This is a genomic window from Pseudomonas sp. SMV71, assembly GCF_052042015.1.
Lineage (GTDB): Bacteria > Pseudomonadota > Gammaproteobacteria > Pseudomonadales > Pseudomonadaceae > Aquipseudomonas.
Genome location: NZ_JBKGGU010000008.1, coordinates 148,202 through 168,796 on the forward strand (window position 1 = coordinate 148,202; position 20,595 = coordinate 168,796).

The 20,595-nt window shown below is 61.6% G+C and carries 17 protein-coding genes; 9 read left to right on the forward strand and 8 right to left on the reverse strand.

Annotated elements, in window-relative coordinates:
- The first annotated feature begins 9 nt into the window (after positions 1 to 9).
- Positions 10 to 1,203: a DUF3142 domain-containing protein gene (locus ACLEJQ_RS10530; RefSeq protein WP_440794659.1), complete on the forward strand. Its 1,194-nt coding sequence runs from the start codon at positions 10 to 12 to the stop codon at positions 1,201 to 1,203.
- Complete coding sequence (locus ACLEJQ_RS10535; RefSeq protein WP_440794661.1) at positions 1,190 to 3,340, forward strand: tetratricopeptide repeat protein; 2,151 nt, start codon at positions 1,190 to 1,192, stop codon at positions 3,338 to 3,340. The genes ACLEJQ_RS10530 and ACLEJQ_RS10535 overlap by 14 nt, the downstream gene beginning before the upstream one ends.
- A gap of 564 nt (positions 3,341 to 3,904) precedes the next feature.
- Here ACLEJQ_RS10535 and lpdA read toward each other — a convergent pair.
- Positions 3,905 to 5,305, reverse strand: a complete 1,401-nt coding sequence (gene lpdA / locus ACLEJQ_RS10540; protein WP_440794663.1) for a dihydrolipoyl dehydrogenase — start codon at positions 5,303 to 5,305, stop codon at positions 3,905 to 3,907.
- 220 nt (positions 5,306 to 5,525) lie between these two features.
- On the opposite strand from lpdA, the gene hflK (ACLEJQ_RS10545) reads away from it, so the two are divergent.
- The 5 genes from hflK (ACLEJQ_RS10545) to cfaB all read left to right on the forward strand — a co-directional run bounded on the left by hflK (ACLEJQ_RS10545) (position 5,526) and on the right by cfaB (position 12,862).
- The gene (gene hflK / locus ACLEJQ_RS10545; protein ID WP_440794665.1) at positions 5,526 to 7,490 is read left to right on the forward strand and encodes a protease modulator HflK; all 1,965 of its coding nucleotides are present in this window, start codon (positions 5,526 to 5,528) and stop codon (positions 7,488 to 7,490) included.
- Positions 7,487 to 8,527 (forward strand): protease modulator HflC, encoded by a 1,041-nt coding sequence (hflC, locus tag ACLEJQ_RS10550; RefSeq protein ID WP_440794667.1) that lies wholly within the window; start codon positions 7,487 to 7,489, stop codon positions 8,525 to 8,527. Before hflK (ACLEJQ_RS10545) ends, hflC begins: the two co-directional genes overlap by 4 nt.
- Positions 8,524 to 9,576, forward strand: coding sequence for a protease modulator HflK (gene hflK, locus ACLEJQ_RS10555; protein WP_440794669.1), 1,053 nt, complete (start codon positions 8,524 to 8,526; stop codon positions 9,574 to 9,576). Before hflC ends, hflK (ACLEJQ_RS10555) begins: the two co-directional genes overlap by 4 nt.
- On the forward strand, positions 9,573 to 11,513 hold the full coding sequence (locus ACLEJQ_RS10560; protein ID WP_440794671.1) for a heavy metal translocating P-type ATPase: 1,941 nt from the start codon (positions 9,573 to 9,575) through the stop codon (positions 11,511 to 11,513). The genes hflK (ACLEJQ_RS10555) and ACLEJQ_RS10560 overlap by 4 nt, the downstream gene beginning before the upstream one ends.
- Positions 11,514 to 11,674: 161 nt before the next feature.
- Positions 11,675 to 12,862: a C17 cyclopropane fatty acid synthase CfaB gene (gene cfaB / locus ACLEJQ_RS10565; protein ID WP_440794673.1), complete on the forward strand. Its 1,188-nt coding sequence runs from the start codon at positions 11,675 to 11,677 to the stop codon at positions 12,860 to 12,862.
- On the opposite strand, the gene cls is transcribed toward cfaB, so the two are convergent.
- The gene (gene cls, locus ACLEJQ_RS10570) at positions 12,859 to 14,298 is read right to left on the reverse strand and encodes a cardiolipin synthase (protein ID WP_440794675.1); all 1,440 of its coding nucleotides are present in this window, start codon (positions 14,296 to 14,298) and stop codon (positions 12,859 to 12,861) included. The genes cfaB and cls overlap by 4 nt on opposite strands.
- 139 nt (positions 14,299 to 14,437) lie before the next feature.
- On the opposite strand from cls, the gene ACLEJQ_RS10575 reads away from it, so the two are divergent.
- Positions 14,438 to 14,959 carry a DUF3617 domain-containing protein gene (locus tag ACLEJQ_RS10575; RefSeq protein WP_440794677.1) on the forward strand — a complete coding sequence of 174 codons (522 nt, stop codon included), beginning with the start codon at positions 14,438 to 14,440 and terminating at the stop codon, positions 14,957 to 14,959.
- Positions 14,960 to 15,043: 84 nt separating this feature from the next.
- Here ACLEJQ_RS10575 and ACLEJQ_RS10580 read toward each other — a convergent pair whose 3' ends face one another.
- The 5 genes from ACLEJQ_RS10580 to ACLEJQ_RS10600 all read right to left on the reverse strand — a co-directional run bounded on the left by ACLEJQ_RS10580 (position 15,044) and on the right by ACLEJQ_RS10600 (position 18,856).
- On the reverse strand, positions 15,044 to 15,919 hold the full coding sequence (locus tag ACLEJQ_RS10580; RefSeq protein WP_440794679.1) for a metal ABC transporter substrate-binding protein: 876 nt from the start codon (positions 15,917 to 15,919) through the stop codon (positions 15,044 to 15,046).
- An 11-nt stretch (positions 15,920 to 15,930) separates the two neighbouring features.
- Entirely contained in the window at positions 15,931 to 16,797 is an 867-nt protein-coding gene (locus ACLEJQ_RS10585; RefSeq protein WP_440794681.1) for a metal ABC transporter permease, read from the reverse strand.
- Complete coding sequence (locus ACLEJQ_RS10590) at positions 16,797 to 17,465, reverse strand: metal ABC transporter ATP-binding protein (protein WP_440794683.1); 669 nt, start codon at positions 17,463 to 17,465, stop codon at positions 16,797 to 16,799. The genes ACLEJQ_RS10585 and ACLEJQ_RS10590 overlap by 1 nt, the downstream gene beginning before the upstream one ends.
- The gene (gene folE2 / locus ACLEJQ_RS10595) at positions 17,462 to 18,358 is read right to left on the reverse strand and encodes a GTP cyclohydrolase FolE2 (RefSeq protein ID WP_440794685.1); all 897 of its coding nucleotides are present in this window, start codon (positions 18,356 to 18,358) and stop codon (positions 17,462 to 17,464) included. The genes ACLEJQ_RS10590 and folE2 overlap by 4 nt, the downstream gene beginning before the upstream one ends.
- Positions 18,359 to 18,466: 108 nt before the next feature.
- Positions 18,467 to 18,856 (reverse strand): glutamine synthetase, encoded by a 390-nt coding sequence (locus tag ACLEJQ_RS10600; protein ID WP_440794687.1) that lies wholly within the window; start codon positions 18,854 to 18,856, stop codon positions 18,467 to 18,469.
- A 145-nt stretch (positions 18,857 to 19,001) separates the two neighbouring features.
- On the opposite strand from ACLEJQ_RS10600, the gene zigA reads away from it, so the two are divergent.
- Positions 19,002 to 20,210: a zinc metallochaperone GTPase ZigA gene (zigA, locus tag ACLEJQ_RS10605; protein WP_440794689.1), complete on the forward strand. Its 1,209-nt coding sequence runs from the start codon at positions 19,002 to 19,004 to the stop codon at positions 20,208 to 20,210.
- 18 nt (positions 20,211 to 20,228) lie between these two features.
- Here zigA and ACLEJQ_RS10610 read toward each other — a convergent pair whose 3' ends face one another.
- The gene (locus ACLEJQ_RS10610) at positions 20,229 to 20,582 is read right to left on the reverse strand and encodes an NADH:ubiquinone oxidoreductase (RefSeq protein ID WP_440794691.1); all 354 of its coding nucleotides are present in this window, start codon (positions 20,580 to 20,582) and stop codon (positions 20,229 to 20,231) included.
- Positions 20,583 to 20,595: the final 13 nt, after the last annotated feature.

Sequence of the window (20,595 nt, forward strand, 5' to 3'; positions counted from 1 at the left end):
TGAGGTTTCATGAGATTTGTTTTCCGGCTTTCGCTGGCGCTCGCCGCGTTGCTGTCGGGCGGCTGCGGGCAGCCGACACCGGTCGTTCTAGACCAACAGCTGTATATCTGGCAACGCCAGTGGACGCCGGCTCATGAGTCGGCGCTGCGTCAGAGCCGTGGCGATTTCTCCAGTTTGCGGGTGTTGGCATTGCAGGCGTTCCCTGGGGCAGGGTGGAGCCGCGCACATATCGATCCGGCCTTGCTCAAGGCGGATGGCCGCCCTGTGATTGCCGTGATTCGCCTGGACGGCCAGCTCAAAGCCCTGGATCAGGACGAGGTGATTGCGCAGATTCAGCAAGTCTTGAGCGATTGGCAGGCCCAAGGCCTGGCGCCGGTGGGTGTGGAGATCGACCACGACGCCGGCAACGGCCGGCTGCCGGCCTACGGAAAATTCCTTCACCAACTGCGCCAGGTGTTGCCCGAAAGCTTGCGGCTGAGCATCACGGCGCTGCCGGCCTGGCTCGACAGCCCGGCACTGCCAGGGTTGCTGGCAACGGTAGACAGCAGCGTGTTGCAAGTCCATGCCGTGAGCGACCCACGCCAGGGATTGTTCGATCCGAAACAGGCCCGGCGCTGGGCTGAGCGCTGGGGTGCGGTCACCACACGGCCGTTCTATCTGGCCATGCCCGCCTACGGCGTGGCGTTGCTGACAAAGGACGGCGGCGGGCCGGTGGTTGAAAGCGAAGTGCCGATCGATCGGGTCGGCGAACGTCGGGAGTTGCTGGCCGATCCGCAACAAGTCGCCGGATTGGCGGCCGACTTGCGGGCCGACCCGCCCAAGCATCTGGCCGGGCTGATCTGGTTTCGCCTGCCACTGGCCGGCGACCGACGGGCCTGGAGCCTGACCACCCTCAGCGCCGTCGCCCGAGGGGACAACCTGGACAGCCGCTTGGCCTTGCAGTTGGAAGAGCGGGGCGGGCTGTACGACATCCGCCTGGTTAACCAGGGCAATCTGGATAGCCCTTGGCCGCAACGCCTGACCCTGGCGGTCGGCGCGTGTGACGGTGTCGATGCCTTGGCGGGTTACACGTTGCAACAAAGTCCCGGACTGCTTACCTTCACCCGCATTCAGCAAGGCCGCCTGGCTGCGGGTGCGCAACGGGCAATTGGCTGGGCGCGCTGTACAAAAATTGAACAAGGAGCTTTCAATGTTTACCCGTAAGTGGCCTCGTCGCCTGCTGTGTCTGAGCCTCAGCCTGCCGTTGGGCTCCGCGTTGGCGTGCGGGCCGGAATTCCCGATGCGCCTGCTGGATAATCGCGCCCAATCCCTGGCCGAACTGCCCGAAGGCAGCTTTCGCTTCGAAGTCAGCCGTCTCGGCCAGGCCATCAGCGGGCTCAAGCCGGTCACCGAGGCGACGCGCAATCCCGATTACAGCTATGACGATGTGTCTTCCTACATTGAACAGCGCAATCAGGCCGAACGGATCGGCCTGACCCCACCCCAGCAAGCGGTGGTGGAACGGCTGCGGGCGATGACGGATCCGGAGCAGATCGCTGTCGAAGCGGCAAAGCTGCCTGACGAGCTGCGTTTGTATGCCATCGGCGCGGCGGCTTTCAGCGCTGGCGAGCATCAACGTGCCGTCGAGTCGTTCCAGCAACTGTTGGCGTTACCGGCCGACCAGCGTCCGCTGCGCAGCACCTGGGCCGCGTATTCCCTTGGGCGAGCCTTGTTCAACATGAGTTCCGAGGCCGGCAGCGGCGAACCGGCGGCCTTGCACCAGCAGGCGCGCGAAGCGTTTCGCCAGGCCCGCGAGCTGAGCGTTGCCGGCTTTAGCGATCCCTTGGAACTGGGCGTCGCCAGCCTGGGCGAAGAAGCCCGGGTGGCCTACACCAGCAACGACTGGGACAGTGCCATCGGTTTGTATGCGAGCCAGTTATTGCAAGGTTCACCGGTGGGCTACAGCTCGCTGTTGCAACTGGCCGGTGACCTGAACGTGCAATCTGACGAGCATTTGAGCGAGTTGCTCAAGAGCAAGGCGGTGCAGCGCCTGGCGACTGCGTACCTGCTCAGTCGCGTTGGCTGGTGGGACGGTGAGGAACCTTCGGGCGAGAAAAGACTGTTCCAACTCTTGCAAGCCAACACCCAAGGCAATCTTGACGATGCTGATCGCCTGGCGGCGGTGAGTTATCAACACGGTGACTACGCCAGCGCCAAGGCTTTCGTGGAAAAAGCCCCCGACTCCGGATTAGCCTGGTGGGTGCGAGCCAAGCTGGCGTTGCGCGACGGTGACAAGGTGGCTGCGGCGGCGGCTTATGCCAAGGCGGCCCAGGCCTTCCCGGACGATGAGTCGTGGGGCAGTCGCCGTACACCGGATTGGGATTTCGAGTCGGTTCAGCCCAAGTGCCGGGTCGAAGGGGAAAGCGCGATTCTTGCCTTGCAGCGCGGCGATTACTTGCAAGCCTTCGATCAGCTTTATCGCGGCCAGAGCAATTACTGGTACGACGCCGCCGCAGTCGCCGAGCGCGTGCTGACTGTCGAGGAACTCAAACAGTATGTCGACGCCCAGGTTCCAGCGCCGCCGGCGTTGAGCCAACAGGATCGGGACAACTATGTGCCGCTGCCGGTCGCCGCGAGCCTGCGCAACCTGTTGGGTCGCCGCCTGTTGAGGGAAGGGCGTTACGAGGAGGCGCCGGCCTACTTCGATAATCCCGATCTGCAGAACAAGGCGCAGGTCTACGGGCAGTTGCGTCAGGACGCCGAATCGAAATGGTGGCCGACCCGCCGGGCCGAGGCTTATTACCAAGCGTCGTGGATGGCGCGCAGGTGGGGCATGGAACTGCTCGGCTATGAGATGGCGCCGGACTACGCCAGCCTGGGCGGAAGCTACAGCTTTGAACCGGTCGAACTGAAAGTCGAGCCGCTGGTGGCCGAGGGTGAAGTGCAACGCCAGCAAGCCAGCGCCGCACAACCGGACGTGCGTTACCACTATCGGTTTGTCGCCACCGCGCTGGCGGGCAAGGCGGCTGACTATCTGCCCCACACTAGCCAGGCGTTTGCCGCGGTGTTGTGCAAGGCGGTGGGCTACAACTCCAGCCTGGAAGAGCAAAGCGCGCTGTATCAGCGTTATGTCGAGGAAGGGCCTTACGTGACCTGGGCCGGCGATTTCGGTCACCAGTGCCAGGAACCGGACTTCCAGAAAGCCGACAAACGCTACGTCACCCAGGCGCTGGAACCGATTCGCTCGACGCTACGGCCTTACAAGGTTTGGCTGGAGTTTGCCGGCGTGGTGCTGGTGGTCGCGGTGGCGCTGGGGCTGATCAGCCGACGCCGACGCAAAGCACGGATGTCGGCAGGCTAAAGGGGAATACCTGTGAGGGCGAGCCTGCACGCGATGCCGTCCTGACTGACACCATGAGGCGGGACTGAAGGCCTCATCGCGAGCAGGCTCGCTCCCACAATTGAATTGGGCTCGGTCGAAATAACAGGCCGACTGTAAGGCCGCTTCGCGAGCAAGCTTTGCTCCCACAGTAGATCCAGGCACAACCGAAAAAACAGGTCGGCTATAAAGCCGCTTTTGCTTTTTGCTTTTGATCTTGGACGCCCCATCAACCACAAGGGCCGAACGCAGGCATTGCGTAGTGGGCAACCCGGCATGGATGCCGGGTTAGCCGCGCAGGGCCATGGATGGCCCATCGCGGCGGGCCCACGGAGCAATGCCGGAGTGAGGGAACACCTCGCCTTGGCGAGGTGCCCAGTGGTGGGGCAAGAGCGCTTTGGTTACTTTCGCGCTGTCGAAAGTGACCCGCCGTAAGGGCGGAACCCTAAGCCGCCGTTACCGCAGCAATGGATATGTACTCAGTCAAAAATCCACACAGGCCTCATCGCGAGCAGGCTCGCTCCCACAGGGTCAAGGGGCAGCCGCTTACATCTGCGTGGCCATTCCTTCGACATCCATCGCCGCCTGACGCAACGCCTCTGAACGGGTCGGGTGCGGGTGGCAGGTCAGGGCAATGTCTTCGGCCGAGGCGCTGAACTCCATCGCCACGCAGTATTCGCCGATCATTTCACTGACGCTCGGGCCTATCAGGTGCACCCCGAGAATCTGGTCGGTCCGCTCATCGGCCAGTACCTTGGCGAAGCCTTCGGTCTCGTGGTTGATCTTGGCCCGGCTATTGGCAGTGAATGGAAATTTTCCGACCTTGTACGCACGGCCTTCGGCCTTGAGCTGTTCCTCGGTCTTGCCAACGCTCGCCAGTTCCGGGCGGGTGTAGATGACGCTGGGAATCAGATCGTAGTTGACCTCGGCGGCCTTGCCGGCGATCCGCTCGATGCAGGCCATGGCTTCGTCTTCAGCCTTGTGGGCCAGCATCGGGCCGGAGGTCACGTCGCCGATCACCCACACGCCGGGTGCTTCGGTGCGGTGCTGCTGGTGGGCGAGCATGCCGCGCTTGTCGGTAGCGAGTCCGACATTCTCCAGCCCCAACCCTTGGGTGTAAGGCCGACGGCCAATGGCGACCAGCACGTAGTCGGCGTCCATGGCCTGGGACTCGCCGCCCGCCGCCGGTTCAATCTGCAACTGCACACCGCTGGCCGAGGGCACGGCGCCGGTGACTTTGGTGCTTAGCTTGAAGGTAATGCCCTGTTTGGCCAGGGCGCGTTGCAGGGTCTTGCCGGCTTCAGCATCCACGCCCGGACAGATGCGATCCAGGTACTCGATCACCGTTACCTGCGCCCCCAGTCGGCGCCAGACCGAACCCAGTTCCAGGCCAATGACCCCAGCGCCGATCACCACCAGATGACGCGGCACTTCATTCAGGGACAACGCGCCGGTGGAGTCGAGGATGCGCTGGTTATCGATGGTCACGCCGGGCAGTGGAGTGGGCTCGGAACCGGTGGCGATGACGATGTCCTTGGCGCTGAGCTGGGTCTTGCTGGCGTCTGCGTGGGTAACGGTGACTCTGTCCGGACCGTCGATATGGCCCCAGCCTTTGATCCAGTCGACCTTGTTCTTGCGAAACAGAAACTCGATGCCTTTGGTCAGGCCTGCGACGCTCTCGTCTTTCTGTTTCATCATTTGCGCGAGATTGAGCCTCGGGGTGACGTCGATACCCAGATCGGCGAACTCTTTGCCAGTGGCCGCTTCGTACAACTCCGAGGCGTGGAGCAATGCTTTGGAGGGCATGCAGCCCACGTTCAGGCAGGTGCCGCCCAGGGTCGCCCGGCCTTCGACGCAGGCGGCTTTGAGCCCCAGCTGTCCGGCACGGATCGCCGCGTTATAGCCACCGGGGCCGCCGCCCAGAATCACCACGTCGTAGTTGCTCATCGCTACACTCCCCGTTCGGACTGGAAAAAATTATGCTCGTAATATGAGCGTTTTTGCAGATTCAGGTCAAGGCTCTAGTCAAGTGCCTGCACGGCCCTCGTCATGAAGAATTCAAAACGGAAATTTCACAGCAATCGTTATAAGGTAACGGGATATAACGAAGCGGCGCTGGTGTTTTCCACCGGCCCGGATTTTTGATCGCTACAGGCGCTGGGGTGGTATGCAAGTCGATCTGGATGTCGAGGGGGCCCAGGTGGCCGAATGGCCGCGCTTTCAGCGAGCGACGTTCCAGGCGCAACGCCTGAAGCGCGTCGGTGTTGCGCTGACAACGATGGCCGGCCTGGGGCTTGTCCTGGCGTTTTTCATCGGACTCTTTTCGCCGCAATCGCTGTGGCCGGCTTTGCTGGTCAGCCAGAGCGCCGGGTTGCTGGTGCTGGTGGCGGGCGTGCAGTCCGTCTGGTGGATCACCCGGTGGCGCAGCCAGGCATTAGCGCCGACAGCCGGAAATGACACGGTCTTGGAATATCCGGGGCAGGAGAACCCTGGCTGGTATGAGCGACTGCTTGATCGCATTGGCGCCCGCTCGGTTCAACTGCTCAAGCAGATCGGTGCGCCCACCTTGTGGCTGGCCGGTTGGGCAATGCTCGTGCTGTTGAGCCTGGAGCAGACCTGGGACTTGAACTTGCCTGCGGCGGCGCTTGGTATGTCGGCCAGCGTGGGGGCAGTGCTGGGCTTGCTGTCGGCGTTCGGGCTGTTGGTGTTCGAGCGTCAGTTGGTCCAGCAATCCCCTTTGGAATGGCCGGAAGCCCAGCAACTGGCGCAATTGGCCCGGGTGCCGATCATCGTTCTGGTGCTCGGCGCGTTGTGCTTGCTGTTCGCTTCGCAAACGTCTGTGTGGCCGGTGCGCCTGGCGGTGTTGATGGGGATTTTGCCAGGGGTGGTGGCGCTGGAGTTATTGCTGCGTGCATTGCTTTCGCTGTTCGTTGCGCGGCGAGATACCGTGGAGCCGACGCTGCTTGGCCGCAGTGTCGTTGCCGACCTGTTGCGCTGGCCGCCGCAACCGCTGTTGGCGCTGCAGCATGAGCTGCACAACCGTTTCGGCATCGACCTGCGCCAGATCTGGGCGTTCGGTTACATGCGCCGCGCGTTCTTGCCGGTTCTGGCGCTCGTGTCATTGCTGGGTTGGTTACTCACGGGGGTGCATGAAGTGCCGTTGCATGAGCGGGGCATCTATGAGCGTTTCGGCAAACCGGTGGAAGTCTTCGGCCCGGGCTTGCACGCTGGATTGCCCTGGCCGTGGGGCAGGGTACTCCCTGTCGAATACGGGGTGGTGCGCGAATTGGCGACCAGCGCGAGCGACAAATCCGTGCCCACCCAGACGGAACCGGCGGATGGACCGGCGCCGCTGATTGCCAATCGCCTGTGGGACGCCAGCCATGTGAACGACAAATCCCAGGTGATTGCCAGCCGCCGTGCCGATCAGCAGAGCTTTCAGATCGTCAACATGGATGTGCGCTTCGTCTATCGCATCGGTCTGACTGACGCAGCGGCATTGGCCGCGACCTACAACAGTGCCGATGTGCCAACGCTGATTCGCAGCATCGCCAGCCGTGTCCTGGTGCACGAGTTTGCGTCGCGCACGCTGGACGGCTTGCTCGGTGTGGACCGTCTCAGCCTGGCCGATGAAATCGGTCGCGCCGTGCAGGCCGATTTGCAATCACTCGACAGCGGCGTAGAAATACTCGCAACCGTGGTGGAAGCGATTCACCCGCCGGCGGGGGCGGCCAATGCCTACCACGGTGTGCAAGCGGCACAGATCGGCGTCCAGGCGTTGATTGCCCGAGAGCGTGGCGCGGCGGCGGAGCAGATCAACCAGGCGCAGCTACAAGCCAGCATTGCCCATGACCAGGCCCAGGCCAGTGCCCAGGAAATCAACGCCGCTGCCCAGGCCAGCGACTTGCGCTTCAGCGCCGACCAAAAAGCCTACACAACCGCCGGCCATGCCTTCGTGCTGGAGCAATACCTCAGCCAACTGAGCCGGGGCCTCGGCAATGCCAGGCTGTTGATTCTTGATCATCGCCTGGGCGCCGGCGGCAACGCGCCGACTATCGACCTGCGTACCTTCATGCTGCCGGCAGACCCCGCGTCGCCGCGTAACTCTGTCCAGCCAGGAGCTGCCCATTGAGCCAGTCCTCTTCCCACACTCATCATGATCACGCCGGCCACGATCACGCGCATGCCGGTCATCACCATGGCCATCACCACCACCATCATGGCGATCCGCAGCAGGCCGGTCCGTTTCCCTGGCGGCGGATGGGCTGGGCAGCGCTGCTGGTGGCATTCGCCATCGCAGCCGCCAGCCTTGTACAAGTGCGCTCGGGGGAGGCCACCGTCATTACTCGTTTTGGCAATCCGGCCCGGGTGCTGTTGCAACCGGGGCTGGGTTGGCGTTGGCCGGCGCCGTTCGAAGCGGCGATCCCGGTGGACCTGCGACTGCGCACCACCTCCAGCGGGCTACAGGATGTCGGGACACGCGACGGGTTGCGGATCATCGTTCAGGCTTACGTGGCTTGGCAGGTCCAGGGGGATCCCGATAACGTTCAGCGCTTCATGCGCGCAGTGCAGAATCAACCGGATGAAGCAGCGCGGCAGATTCGAACCTTTGTAGGTTCGGCGCTGGAAACCACGGCGGCCAGTTTTGACCTGGCGAATCTGGTGAACACCGACGCCAGCCAAGTGCGCATCGCCGATTTCGAAGCGCAATTGCGTCAGCAGATCGACCAGCAGTTGCTCACGACGTATGGCGTGCGCGTGTTGCAGGTGGGTGTCGAGCGCCTGACGCTGCCCTCGGTCACGCTGACCGCAACAGTGGACCGCATGCGGGCCGAGCGCGAAACCATCGCCACCGAACGTACCGCCATCGGCAAGCGCGAAGCGGCGCAGATCCGTTCGGCTGCCGAACGCGATGCGCGGATCGTGCAGGCCGATGCCACGGTAAAAGCCGCCGATATCGAGGCGCGATCCCGGGTGGAAGCGGCGGCCATCTATGGCAAGGCGTATGCCGGTTCACCCCAGCTCTACAACCTGCTGCGCTCGCTGGACACTTTGGGCACGATTGTCAGCCCAGGCACCAAACTCATTTTGCGCACGGACGCGGCGCCGTTTCGGGTATTGGTGGACGGTCCACCTTCCATGGAACTCAAAGGTGGAACACAACCATGAGTTTGGTTCCACGTGGAACAAATGAGTTATCCAGTCCGTGGATCCAGGCTGGGCGCCTGGCTTTTCTGGCCCTGTATGCGGTAACGGTGCTGGCGGCGCTGGCTTGGGCGTTTTCCAACGTCCGCCAGATTGACCCGCAAGACCGCGCGGTGGTGCTGCGCTTTGGCGCTTTGGATCGAATCCAGAACGCGGGCCTGTTATTGGCTTGGCCACGTCCCGTGGAACAAGTGGTGTTGCTACCGGCAGCAGACCGGGTGCTTGAACGGCGCGTGGAAAATCTGCTGCGTTCGGATGAAGCGCTGCAGGCTGATCGCGTTGCCAGTTTCGCTACACCAGTGAGCGATGCGCTGGCAGGGTCTGGTTATTTATTGACCGGAGACGCCGGTGTGGTGCAACTGGATGTACGGGTGTTCTACAGAGTGACCGATCCGTTTGCCTTTGTGTTGCAAGGAGAACATGTGCTGCCTGCATTGGACCGGATAGCCACGCGTAGCGCCTTGGCACTCACGGCGGCACGGGATCTGGACACCATTCTGGTGGCTCGTCCTGAACTAATGGGCAGTGACAATCAGGCCGCCGAACGCCGCGAACGCTTGCGTGGCGATTTGGTGCAAGGCATCAACCGCCGCTTGGCCGACCTGGCGACGACAGGGCAGGGGCTGGGTCTGGAAGTGGTGCGGGTCGATGTGCAATCGAGTCTGCCCGGGCCGGCTGTTGGTGCATTCAATGCCGTACTGACGGCCAGCCAACAGGCGGACAAGGCTGTTGCCAACGCCCGGACCGAAGCCGAAAAACTGACTCAGACCGCTCGACAGGAGGCTGACCGCGCCGTGCAAGTCGCCCATGCCCAGGCCAGCGAGCGGCTCGCCAGGGCTTCGGCCGACACCGCCACGGTGCTCGGTCTGGCGAAAACCCAAGGCAGCGATCCGCAACTGTTGTTGCGCCTGTATCGCGAACGCATGCCTGGCATTCTCCGCCAGGCCGGCTCAGTGACCACGGTTAATCCGAAAGACGATTCCCGCCTGATCATTCAGGGAGCCGAACAATGACCGCCCAAACCCACGCCTTGCCCATGCTATCTTCGGCTGAACAACGCGTTGCCGCCCGGCAGTTGACCCTGGCGATGCTCGCCCTCGGTTTGCTCGCATTAGGTCTGGCATGGCGCGGCTGGTCGCCGGAGCAGAGCGGGGTCAGTCAACTGCTGCTGGGCTTTGCCTCGCTGCTGGTGGCGGTGCCGGTGATGCGGTCGGCCTGGTACAGCTTGCGCTACCCCAGCCTCCACGGGATCACCGATCAACTGATCGCTTTGGCCATGCTGGGTGCTTGGGCGACAGGCGATCTGCTGACGGCGGCGCTGTTGCCGATCATCATGATCTTCGGCCATGTGCTGGAAGAGCGCAGCGTCATCGGCTCCCAAGAGGCGATCCACGCCCTGGGCCAGCTGACGCGCAGCCAAGGGCGCAAGGTGCAGGCCGACGGAACGATCATCGACGTGGACAACGGCACGCTACGGCCAGGCGATGTGGTGGAGGTGCGTGCCGGAGACCGAGTGCCTGCGGACGGCCGGGTGCTGTCCGGCCAGGCCAGTCTGGACACTGCGCCGATCACTGGCGAATCGGTGCCACTTGAGGCTGTGGTGGGGACTGACGTCTTCGGTGGGGCAATTAACCTGGACGGCTTGTTGCGCCTGGAAGTGACCCGCACCGGTGACGAGTCCACGTTGGGTAAAGTCATCGCCCTGATGCAAAACGCGGAGCGCTCGAAGCCGCCGATCACCCGATTGCTGGAGCGCTACGCCGGCAGCTATCTGGTGCTGGTGTTGCTGCTGGCAGCGGTAACCTGGTTCGTGACGAACGATGCCCAGGCGATGCTCGCGGTGCTGGTCGCGGCGTGCCCCTGCGCGTTGGTGTTGTCGGCGCCCGCCACAGCCATTGCCGGGATTGCGGTGGCGGCACGCCATGGAATCCTGATTCGCAGTTCGGCATTTCTTGAAGAGCTGGCGGACCTCACTTCATTGGTGGTCGACAAGACCGGGACCCTGACCTACGGCGCCCTGCGCCTGCAATCGGTGGAACGCGCCCGTGACGATCACGCGTCTATGTTGTTGCCCTTGGCCGCCAGCCTGGGTTCGGCCAGCAGCCATCCAGTCAGCCGTGCACTGGCCGGGTTGGTGGAGGCGGAAAGTGCTGTGCCGCTGACACAGATACATGAGCGCCAAGGGCTGGGCGTCGTCGCGATGACCGCACAGGGCGAAGCGGCGCTCGGCCGGCCCGAATTGTTCGCCCTACTGGGTATCGAGACGCCGGCCGTGCCGGATCACGACGGTCCTATTGCCGGCCTGGCGCTGGGCGGACAGTTCCTCGCCTGGCTGCTGTTGGCCGACAGTATGAAACCGGAGGCCAGGGTCGCGATGGCTGAACTGCGGGAGCTGGGACTGGGGCGGCAACTGTTGCTCACCGGCGACCGACAGAGTGTAGCCACTACGTTGGCAAGGGACGTCGGCATTGGCGATGTGCAAGCCCAGGCCTTGCCCGAGGACAAACTCAAACGAGTCATGGGCGAGATCGCTCATGGCTACCGCCCTATGGTGGTAGGCGATGGCATCAACGATTCCCTGGCGCTCAAGGCCGGCGTGGTGGGCGTCGCGATGGGCGCGGGCGGCGCGGACATCGCGCTGGCGTCGGCGGATATCGTGCTGATCGGCAGTGACCTGCGGCGCCTTGGCACGTGCGTGCGGCTCAGCCGTCAGTGCCGACGCACACTGCAGGTCAATGTGATCATCGGCCTGGGCTGGACGTTGGCCATCGTCGCGTTTGCCGCCTTCGGCTGGCTGGGTGCGGCGGGGGCGATGATCGCTGCACTGCTGCACAACCTGAGCACGTTGCTGGTCTTGGGGAATGCCGGACGCCTGCTGCGGTTCCAGGAGCCGTTGGCGAAGATCCATCAGGACGGACAGTCGCAAGCGTTGGGTCGAACTGTGGACTAGACTTGCGGTCAGCAACGAAGAGAGGGGCACGCCATATCAGGCAGTTACTGGCATCCAGTAGATCAGGACGGCGATAGATAAAGGCTATAAATTCGATAGCCTGCTATTTTTCCAGCATGGACTACCCTCATTTCAGGTATCTGGAATCAGGGGGATATCCCATGCTCGCGCAACTTCCACCGGCCTTACAGAATTTGCATCTGCCGCTTCGGCTTCGGCTCTGGGACGGCCATGAATTCGCGCTGGGGGCCGATCCCAGCGTCACGATCGTGGTCAAGGACCCACAAATGGTCGCGCAATTGACCCATCCCAGCCTGGATGCGCTGGGGGCGGCGTTCGTCGAAGGCAAACTGGAACTCGAAGGTTCGATCCACGAGGTCGTCCGGGTTTGTGATGAATGGAGCCAGGCCCTGCTGGAGGAAGACATCGGCAGTCAGCCGGTTCGGTCGGTCCATGACAAGGAAACCGACGCCAAGGCCATTTCCTACCATTACGATCTTTCCAACGCGTTTTATCAGCTGTGGCTCGACAGCGACATGGCCTATTCCTGCGCCTATTTCGAGACGGGCAGTGAAACGCTGGAGCAGGCGCAACAGGCCAAATTCCGTCATCTGTGCCGCAAGCTGCGTTTGCAGCCGGGAGATTATCTGCTAGACGTGGGCTGTGGCTGGGGCGGCTTGGCGCGTTATGCCGCAAGGGAATTCGGCGCCAGGGTCTTTGGCATCACCTTGAGCAAGGCTCAATTGAATTTGGCTCGCGAGCGAGTCAAGGCTGAAGGCTTGGAAGGCCAGGTGGAACTGCAATTGCTCGATTATCGAGACTTGCCCCAGGATGGCCGCTTCGACAAGGTGGTCAGCGTCGGGATGTTCGAGCATGTGGGTCATGCCAATCTCGCCCAGTACTGCAAGACATTGTTCGGCGCGGTACGCGAAGGCGGGTTGGTCATGAATCATGGCATCACTGCCAGGCACACCGATGGCCGTCCGGTCGGAAGGGGGGCAGGTGAGTTCATCGAGAAGTATGTGTTCCCCAACGGCGAGCTACCGCACCTGTCGATGATTTCCGCCCATATCAGCGAGGCCGGGCTGGAGATTGTCGATGTGGAAAGCCTGCGCTTGCATTATGCCCGCACGCTCGATCATTGGAGCGAGCGCCTGGAGGACAACCTCGAGGCCGCAGCGAAAGAAGTGCCGGAGCAGGCGCTACGGATCTGGCGGTTGTATCTGGCCGGGTGTGCCTATGCGTTCGCCAAGGGCTGGATCAACCTGCACCAGATCCTGGCGGTGAAGGCGCATGCCGATGGAAGTCATGAGTTGCCATGGACCCGCGACGACATCTACAGGCCCTAGAGGATCGGCGAGATAAGCCGGGCGATCCGCATGCCGATTTTCTGCACGCGGTGAGTCTCCCGGCTTTCCTGTTTGTCGATTTCCAGGGCTTGGGCGAAATCCTTTTCGAGCATCTGTTCGACCTCGGTGGCGAATGAACTGTCCACGGTGAGCAGCATCACTTCGAAATTCAAGCGGAACGACCTGTTGTCGAGATTCGCGCTACCGATGGCGCTGATTTCCTGGTCGATCAGCACCACTTTCTGGTGCAGGAAGCCCGGCCCATAGCGGAACACCCGGACGCCGGCGCGCACCGCTTCGAATGCGTAGAGGCTCGACGCCGCATAGACCACCTTGTGGTCGGGACGTGAAGGCAGCAGGATGCGCACATCCACCCCGCGCAATACCGCCAGGCGTAACGCCGCAAAAACCGCCTCGTCCGGAATGAAATACGGCGTGGTGATCCAGACCCGTTCGCTGGCCGCGTGAATCGCTTCAACGAAGAACAGCGAACAGGTTTCGTAGGGGTCGGCCGGGCCACTGGCGAGCAGTTGGCAAAGCACACCGTCATCCGGATAAGCGTCCGGCAGAATCAGCGGCGGTAGCGAACGGGCCGCCCAGAACCAATCCTCGGCGAACGACTCCTGCATGCTCGCCACCACCGGTCCGCGGACCTGGACATGGGTATCGCGCCAAGGCGCCAGCGGAGGCGTTTCGCCGAGGTATTCATCGCCCACGTTGTGCCCGCCGACGAACCCCAGCACGCCATCTACCGCGACGATCTTGCGGTGGTTACGGAAATTGACCTGGAACCGGTTGAGCCAGCCGCTGCGAGTGGCGAACGCTTTGACATGTACGCCGCCGTCGCGCAGGGCCTGGACATAATGGTGGGGCAGGGCGTGGCTACCGATCCGGTCGTAAAGCAGATACACCGCCACGCCTTCGGCAGCTTTCTTCAGGACCAGCGTTTTCAGGCGTTGGCCGAGCCGGTCGTCATGGATGATGAAAAACTGGATCAGCACTGCCTGTCGGGCAGCTTCGATGGCTTGGAATATCGCCTCGAAGGTCACTCGTCCGTCCACCAGCAAGCGCACCTGATTATTCGCCAGGCAAGGTGCCCGTCCCAGTTTTGGCATGGCCCGCAACGAGGCATAGGCCCTGGATGCTCGGGCTGCGAGGGCTTCCTCGACCCAGGGGCGCCAGTTCAATTCCGAGATGGCTTTGCGCATCTGCTCGTTGGCCTGTCGACGGGCCTTAATGTAGCCATCGAAGGTGCTGCGGCCGAACACCAAGTAAGGAATCAGCGTCAGGTAGGGAATGAACACCAGCGACAAGGCCCAGGCGATCGAGCCTTGGGCGGTTCGTACAGTCAGTACCGCATGCACGGCGGCGATGGCGCCCAGGGTATGCAGCAGCGCGATCAGATAACCGAAAACATGCGGGCCGAAGTAATCCATTGGGCAGCCTTGCTCCTGAAGTCCAATGCTTAACAGACCATGTTCCACGGCGAATGTCGCTATTTAAATCACTGGCTCGCGCCTGAACCGAAGTATGCCTGCGGCGTCTAACGGCCACTTGTCCTCTGGAGTTCTTGCAATGAATGTTCGTCTGCTGGGTTTGGCCTTGGCGGTGGGTTTATCGATTCCTGTGGCCGCTCAGGCGCAGATGCTTCAACCGGGGCTGTGGGAATTGACGACCAGCAATATGAAAGTCGACAACCAGAACCTGCCGGACCTGCAACTGATCCTCGGCCAGCTGCAAACCCAGATGACTCCGGAGCAACGGGCCATGCTGGAAAAGCAGGGCATTACCATGGGCGGCAAAGGCATCCGTGTATGCCTGACCCCAGCCCAGGTGCAAACCAATGACATCCCGCTGCAAGACCCTCAATCGGGGTGCAAGCAGCAGATCACCGAGCGGACCGGCAACCAGTGGAAGTTTCGCTTCAGTTGCCCGAAAGCGCAGGGTAGTGGGGTGGCGACGTTCCAGAGCGACCGTGAATTCACCACCAAGGTCAACGGCACGTTCAACGCCACCGGCATCCAGCAGAACGGCAGCCTCGATACCCGTGCCGTGTGGCTGGGGCAGGATTGCGGAACGGTCAAGCCGCGGGCCTGACGGGCCCCAAGCTCCTGTGGCGAGGTAGCTTGCTCCCGTTGGGCCGCGACGCGGCCCCAAAAAGGATCTGTGGCCGCTGCGCATTCAAGGCCGGCCCAACGCCTCATACAACGTATTGAGGTTGTATTCAAACAGGCCAGTGAACGTACTGGCCGGTCCACTCGCAGCAAGGGCATCGGAATACAGTGTTCCGCCGATGTGCGCTCCACTCTCGTCGGCGATCTGCTTGAGCAGCCTGGCGTCCTTGATGTTTTCCATGAATACCGCTTTGACCTTCGCCTGACGGATCTGGGTAATCAGTGCGGCAACCTCCGCCGCCGATGGCTCACGCTCCGTGGATAACCCTTGGGGCGCCATAAAGTCGATGCCATAGGCCTGGCCCAGATAGCCGAAGGCATCATGGGAGGTCACGATCTTGCGATTGCCCGCAGGCAGTGTGCCGAGCTTGGACTTCGCTTCGGCGAGCAGTCCGTAGATTTTCTTGAGATACGCTTGGCTGTTTCGCTCGTAGTCGGCCTTATTGGCCGGGTCCACGGCTTCCAAGGCCTTGGTGATGTTGCGAACGTACAGCTCGGCATTGGCCAGATTGTGCCAGGCATGTGGGTCTGGAATGGTCTCGCCATCCTCTTCCAGTGAGCGTGGAATGACCCCACGGCTGGCGCTGATCACCGGTGCTTTTGTTTCAGTGCTCGTAATCAGCCGATCCAGCCACGGCTCGAAACCCAACCCATTCTTGATGATCAGTTTTGCGCTGAGTAGTGCCTTGGCATCGTCGGGCGTGGGCTCGTATGTGTGTGCGTCGGCATCCGGGCCGACCATGTTGGTGATCTGGATATGGTCACCGCCGACCTGTCGGGTCATGTCGGCGAGGATACTGAAACTGGTCACCACCTGGAGTTTTTCAGCGGCTGATAAAGACATGGACAGCGTCAGACTGAGCAGCACGAGCAGCATACGCATGGGCGCAAACCTCATTGGGATGTGAGCAAGGGCGGGCGGTGCAGCAAGCCGTGCACCGGACCGGATATCACGGACAGCAGGTACAACGCACCCGCCACCAATACAATGGAAGGGCCGCTGGGCAGTGAGAAATAGAATGACAACAACAAGCCCAGCCATACCGAGAGGCATCCCAGCAGCGCCGCGACCATCATCAGGATCGGCAGGCGGCGGCTCCAGAATCGCGCCGCGGCCGCCGGCAGCATCATCAAGCCGACCACCATCAGAGCGCCGATGGCCTGGAAGCCGATCACCAGGTTCAACACCACCAAGGTCAGGAACACGCCGTGGGCCAGAGGCCCGAGACGGCTGACCGTTTGCAGGAACAGTGGATCTAGCGTGTCGAGCAGCAAAGGGCGATAAATCAGTGCCATGGCGACTAGGCTGACGCCCGATACCCAGAGCATGCCGGTAAGTGTCGGACCGTCGACCGCCAACGCAGAGCCGAATAACAGATGGAGCAGATCCAGGCGTTTGCCGGCCATGCCGAGGATCAATACGCCGGCAGCCAGGGAGATGGGATAGATTGCCGCGAGACTGGCATCCTCGCGTAAGCCAGTACGACGGGTGATCCAGGCCGCCAATCCGGCCATGCCCAAGCCTGCGCCCAAACCGCCCAATGTCAGGGCCGGCAGGCTCAAGCCTGCGAACCAGAAACCCAGGGCTGCGCCGGGCAAGATACCGTGCGCCACGGCGTCGCCGATCAGGCTCATGCGACGAAGAATCAGGAACACCCCCAGCGGAGCCGTACTGCAGGCCAACACCAGCCCGCCTATGAGCGCCCGGCGCATGAAGATGAATTCCTGGAATGGCTGCCAGAAATGAGTGGCCGCCAGCATCAAGCCACCTGCGCGTGAGGGTGTTGGACGATCAGTTCCGCACTGGCGCCCAGGACGCAGCCGGACGGGCTGATCCGTAGCGTTTGCGCGATATGCTGGCGTACCGCAGCCAGGTCATGACACACCACGACCAGGGTCCGGCCCTCCGCGTGCCAGCGGTGGATATGGTTCCACAGCAGCGCCTGGCCCAGTTCGTCGAGGGCGGCGTGAGGTTCATCGAGCAACAGCAGCGGTGCTTCGGCAAGGCTCAGGCGGGCGAGCAGGGCGCGTTGCAATTCCCCGCCGGACAACGCCATCAACGGTCGGTGCTCAAGGCCATTCAGCGCCCAGTCGTCCAGCACGGTTTGCAGCTTCAGGCGTCTCATGGCGGGTGTATGGCGAGTGCCCCATGAGCCTGCTGCGACCAACTCCTGCAGGTTGATGGGAAACTGCCGGTCCAGATGATGTTGCTGCGGTACGAACGAGACCCCGCCGCGACGTGGAACATCCAGCGTGACCTTTCCGGAAAGAGGTTTTTGCAACCCCGCGAGCACCTTCAACAAACTACTTTTGCCCGCCCCGTTGGCGCCGATCACTGCGGTGAGGCTTCCGGCCGGTCGTTGCAGATTCAGCGGCGGTGTAAGGGGTTGGCCCGGGGCACCCCAACGCAGCGCTTGACAGTCGATCATGGGCGCTCCCAGTTCCAGCGGCTTTGTGCGACGGCATCGTGGGCATGCAGGCTTTCAGCGTGAACTACCCATACATCGAATGCACTGACGTGGGAGGAGCGCCTCAAGGCTGTGCTCAATCGTCGGGCGGCGTCTTCGCAGAACATCAGATTTTGCCCATTGGCAAGCGCGAACGCCTGCTCATCGGCACGCTTGACTGCGGTTTGGACGGCGGTACCTAAGGCGGCTTCGGCTTCGTTGATGAGGGTTTCCCAAGGCAATTCATCTGCGTCAGCGTTCAGCCGCAGATTCAGCACGGCTGTGCTGCGTTGGCTGTGAGGCGTCGCGATGATGCCCTCCGACGAGCCCAGCCAGGCCAGGACCTCAGCATGCTCCAGAGTCTTGTTAGCGAAATCATCAACGAACTGCTGCTGGATCAGTTGCCGAGCAAGTGCCGCTGAGCACGGGCAGGTAGAGGAGTAAGGGATCTCGATTTTTAGTTCCACGTGGAACACATCGTTTGCCAAGCGAGCCTTGACGCTCACTGGATACCGTTTCCAACCTGACAAAGGACTGACGAGGGCCGGGCGCTTGACTAGCAGATGGGTATGAAGATCTAGGGAAGCCGCGCGGGATATTCCGTGATGAGTCGAGAGGAACTGCTGCAGGATTTGGCGCAGCAAACGGATAGACAGTGGTGAGTTCTCTAACGCCTCCAATTCCAAGTACAAGCGGGACATGTGAATACCGCGAGCCGCTCCGTCATCGAGACTTACCCCTGCGTCCGCCAAGGCATCCACACGCTGGCCATCGATAAGCAAAGGAACGGCAATGCCCTGCATGCCAACCCAGGCGAGAGGCAACGTTTGTCCGGACTCCTGCGCGGCCACATCCGGCAGCGTTATTGCGTTCATGGGGAACATCCATCGTAGGTTTAGCTGAATGTTATAGTATAACAATAAATGTAGCGTAGCCTTTTTCGATGAAAAGAGTTTCATCACGCCTGGGTTCCACGTGAAACATCACCTAGAACCTTGGCATCCTCCTACCCGTGCACAGGTAAACCTGCCTACGCTTCCCCCTGAGCTTGAAAAGTGATTAATCGTGGTCCAGCCCACCCGCCGGCTGTAACCCACCCAACTTTCACCATCAGAAGCCAAGCCTGTAAAGAACGTAAGCTGGCCGTAACGGCTGTTGGTTTGCGCCCAGAAGCGGCGGCTGTCTGCTTCAAATCCACGGAGATAAACGATATTTCCGGCGGCGGCGACACTGTAGAAATTGCCAAGACTGTCGCTGCAGGCCAAGAGATTCGCGCTACGCGTGCAACTCGTCTTCATTGGGGCCTGAGCAAATGCACTCAGAGCCAACAGTAGCAGCGCAATTGCCAATACCAATTTGGATAAGGTACGCATTGAGGCCTCAGGGCGTTTCCGGAGCCCAGATATTTGTGTTGTTATACTATAACAATAAATCTATGCTTCGGCTGAACCGATACCTGACTTTGCGTGCTGGGTGCTATCTGCGTCTCCAGCGCCGCTATCCGATGAGGATTTCCTGATGCCCAATCGCCTCCCAGTCACCGTACTCTCCGGGTTCCTCGGTGCCGGTAAAAGTACCTTGCTCAACCACATCCTGCGTAATCGCGACAATCTACGAGTCGCCGTAATCGTTAACGATATGAGCGAGATCAACATCGATGGGAGCGAAGTCCAGCGTGATGTCACCTTGAATCGTTCCGAGGAGAAACTGGTGGAAATGAGCAACGGCTGCATCTGCTGCACGTTGCGCGAAGACCTTTTGCAGGAGGTCAGCCAACTCGCCAAGGAAGGGCGCTTCGATTATCTGCTGATCGAATCCACTGGCATTTCCGAGCCGCTGCCTGTGGCGGAGACCTTTACCTTTCGTGATGAAGAAGGCCGTAGCCTGGGCGATGTCGCTCGACTGGATACCCTGGTCACAGTCGTCGATGGGGTGAATTTCCTGCTGGATTACCAGGCCGCCGAAAGCCTGGCGACACGAGGGGAAACCCTGGGTGAAGATGATGAACGTTCGATCACCGACTTGCTGATCGAACAGATCGAATTTGCCGACGTGATCCTGATCAGCAAGATCGACTTGATCAGCCGGCAGGAGCGCGAAGAACTGATTGAGATCCTCAAGCGCCTCAACACCCAGGCGCAGATCCTGCCCATGGTCATGGGGCAGGTGCCGCTGGGTAGGATCCTCGATACAGGGCTGTTTAACTTCGAACGCGCCGCCCAGTCACCCGGATGGCTGCGCGAGCTGCGCGGCGAGCACCTGCCGGAGACCGAGGAATATGGCATCGCCTCGACCGCCTACCGGGCCCGGGCGCCGTTTCATCCCCAGCGCTTCTTCGACTTCATCAACCGCCCTTGGGAAAATGGCAGACTGTTGCGTTCCAAAGGCTTCTTCTGGCTCGCCAGCAAGCCCGAGGAAGCGGGTAGCTGGTCTCAGGCCGGCGGGCTGATGCGCCACGGGTTTGCCGGGCGCTGGTGGCGGTTCGTGCCGAAAAACCAATGGCCGCAGGACGAGGAAAGTACTGCCTTTATCATGAAGAACTGGCTTGCCGGCACCGGCGATTGTCGCCAGGAGCTGGTGTTCATCGGCCAGGGCATCGACTTCAGCCGACTCACCGCCGAGTTGGACGCTTGCCTGCTCACCGACGCGGAGATGACCCTCGGCATGGACGCCTGGCGGCAGTTGCCGGACCCGTTCGGCCCGTGGCATGAAGAGGCCGCAGCGTAACATCAAGGGTTGTCTGCATTAGGGTTTGACCCAGATGCCCTGGCTCTGCCCTTCGCAAAATGGTCGCAGATAAGCGGCGTCGGTCGCCACGCCGTAATAGTGAATATCCTGGCGGTAAGGCATATTGGCGACCTGGGCATTGCTGCAGATGCCGAACGCGCCGCCAGGGCACTGATCGACGTATTGCACCTCGACCTTCTGTCCGGCAAGGCTTGGCTGACAGAAACCGTCGGCGAACAGTTTCTGCGGAATGTTGCGGTTCTGCTGGCAGACTTGCACATCAAGCCGTTCCGCCTGACTGTGCACCACACACGCCTGGGCCAGTGCCTGGTTCGACGTCAGGGCCAGCAAGAACCAGCCGATCATCCGCATCTTCACCTCCATC

Coding starts and splice junctions, on each gene's coding strand:
- hflK (WP_440794669.1), top strand. CDS start 8,524: ATGAGTTTGGTTCCACGTGGAACAAATGAGTTATCCAGTCCGTGGATC.
- ACLEJQ_RS10535 (WP_440794661.1), top strand. CDS start 1,190: ATGTTTACCCGTAAGTGGCCTCGTCGCCTGCTGTGTCTGAGCCTCAGC.
- lpdA (WP_440794663.1), bottom strand. CDS start 5,305: ATGAGCAACTACGACGTGGTGATTCTGGGCGGCGGCCCCGGTGGCTAT.
- cls (WP_440794675.1), bottom strand. CDS start 14,298: ATGGATTACTTCGGCCCGCATGTTTTCGGTTATCTGATCGCGCTGCTG.
- ACLEJQ_RS10580 (WP_440794679.1), bottom strand. CDS start 15,919: ATGCGTATGCTGCTCGTGCTGCTCAGTCTGACGCTGTCCATGTCTTTA.
- ACLEJQ_RS10590 (WP_440794683.1), bottom strand. CDS start 17,465: ATGATCGACTGTCAAGCGCTGCGTTGGGGTGCCCCGGGCCAACCCCTT.
- hflK (WP_440794665.1), top strand. CDS start 5,526: ATGCAAGTCGATCTGGATGTCGAGGGGGCCCAGGTGGCCGAATGGCCG.
- ACLEJQ_RS10585 (WP_440794681.1), bottom strand. CDS start 16,797: ATGCTGGCGGCCACTCATTTCTGGCAGCCATTCCAGGAATTCATCTTC.
- zigA (WP_440794689.1), top strand. CDS start 19,002: ATGCCCAATCGCCTCCCAGTCACCGTACTCTCCGGGTTCCTCGGTGCC.
- ACLEJQ_RS10560 (WP_440794671.1), top strand. CDS start 9,573: ATGACCGCCCAAACCCACGCCTTGCCCATGCTATCTTCGGCTGAACAA.
- folE2 (WP_440794685.1), bottom strand. CDS start 18,358: ATGAACGCAATAACGCTGCCGGATGTGGCCGCGCAGGAGTCCGGACAA.
- ACLEJQ_RS10610 (WP_440794691.1), bottom strand. CDS start 20,582: ATGCGGATGATCGGCTGGTTCTTGCTGGCCCTGACGTCGAACCAGGCA.
- ACLEJQ_RS10530 (WP_440794659.1), top strand. CDS start 10: ATGAGATTTGTTTTCCGGCTTTCGCTGGCGCTCGCCGCGTTGCTGTCG.
- ACLEJQ_RS10600 (WP_440794687.1), bottom strand. CDS start 18,856: ATGCGTACCTTATCCAAATTGGTATTGGCAATTGCGCTGCTACTGTTG.
- cfaB (WP_440794673.1), top strand. CDS start 11,675: ATGCTCGCGCAACTTCCACCGGCCTTACAGAATTTGCATCTGCCGCTT.
- ACLEJQ_RS10575 (WP_440794677.1), top strand. CDS start 14,438: ATGAATGTTCGTCTGCTGGGTTTGGCCTTGGCGGTGGGTTTATCGATT.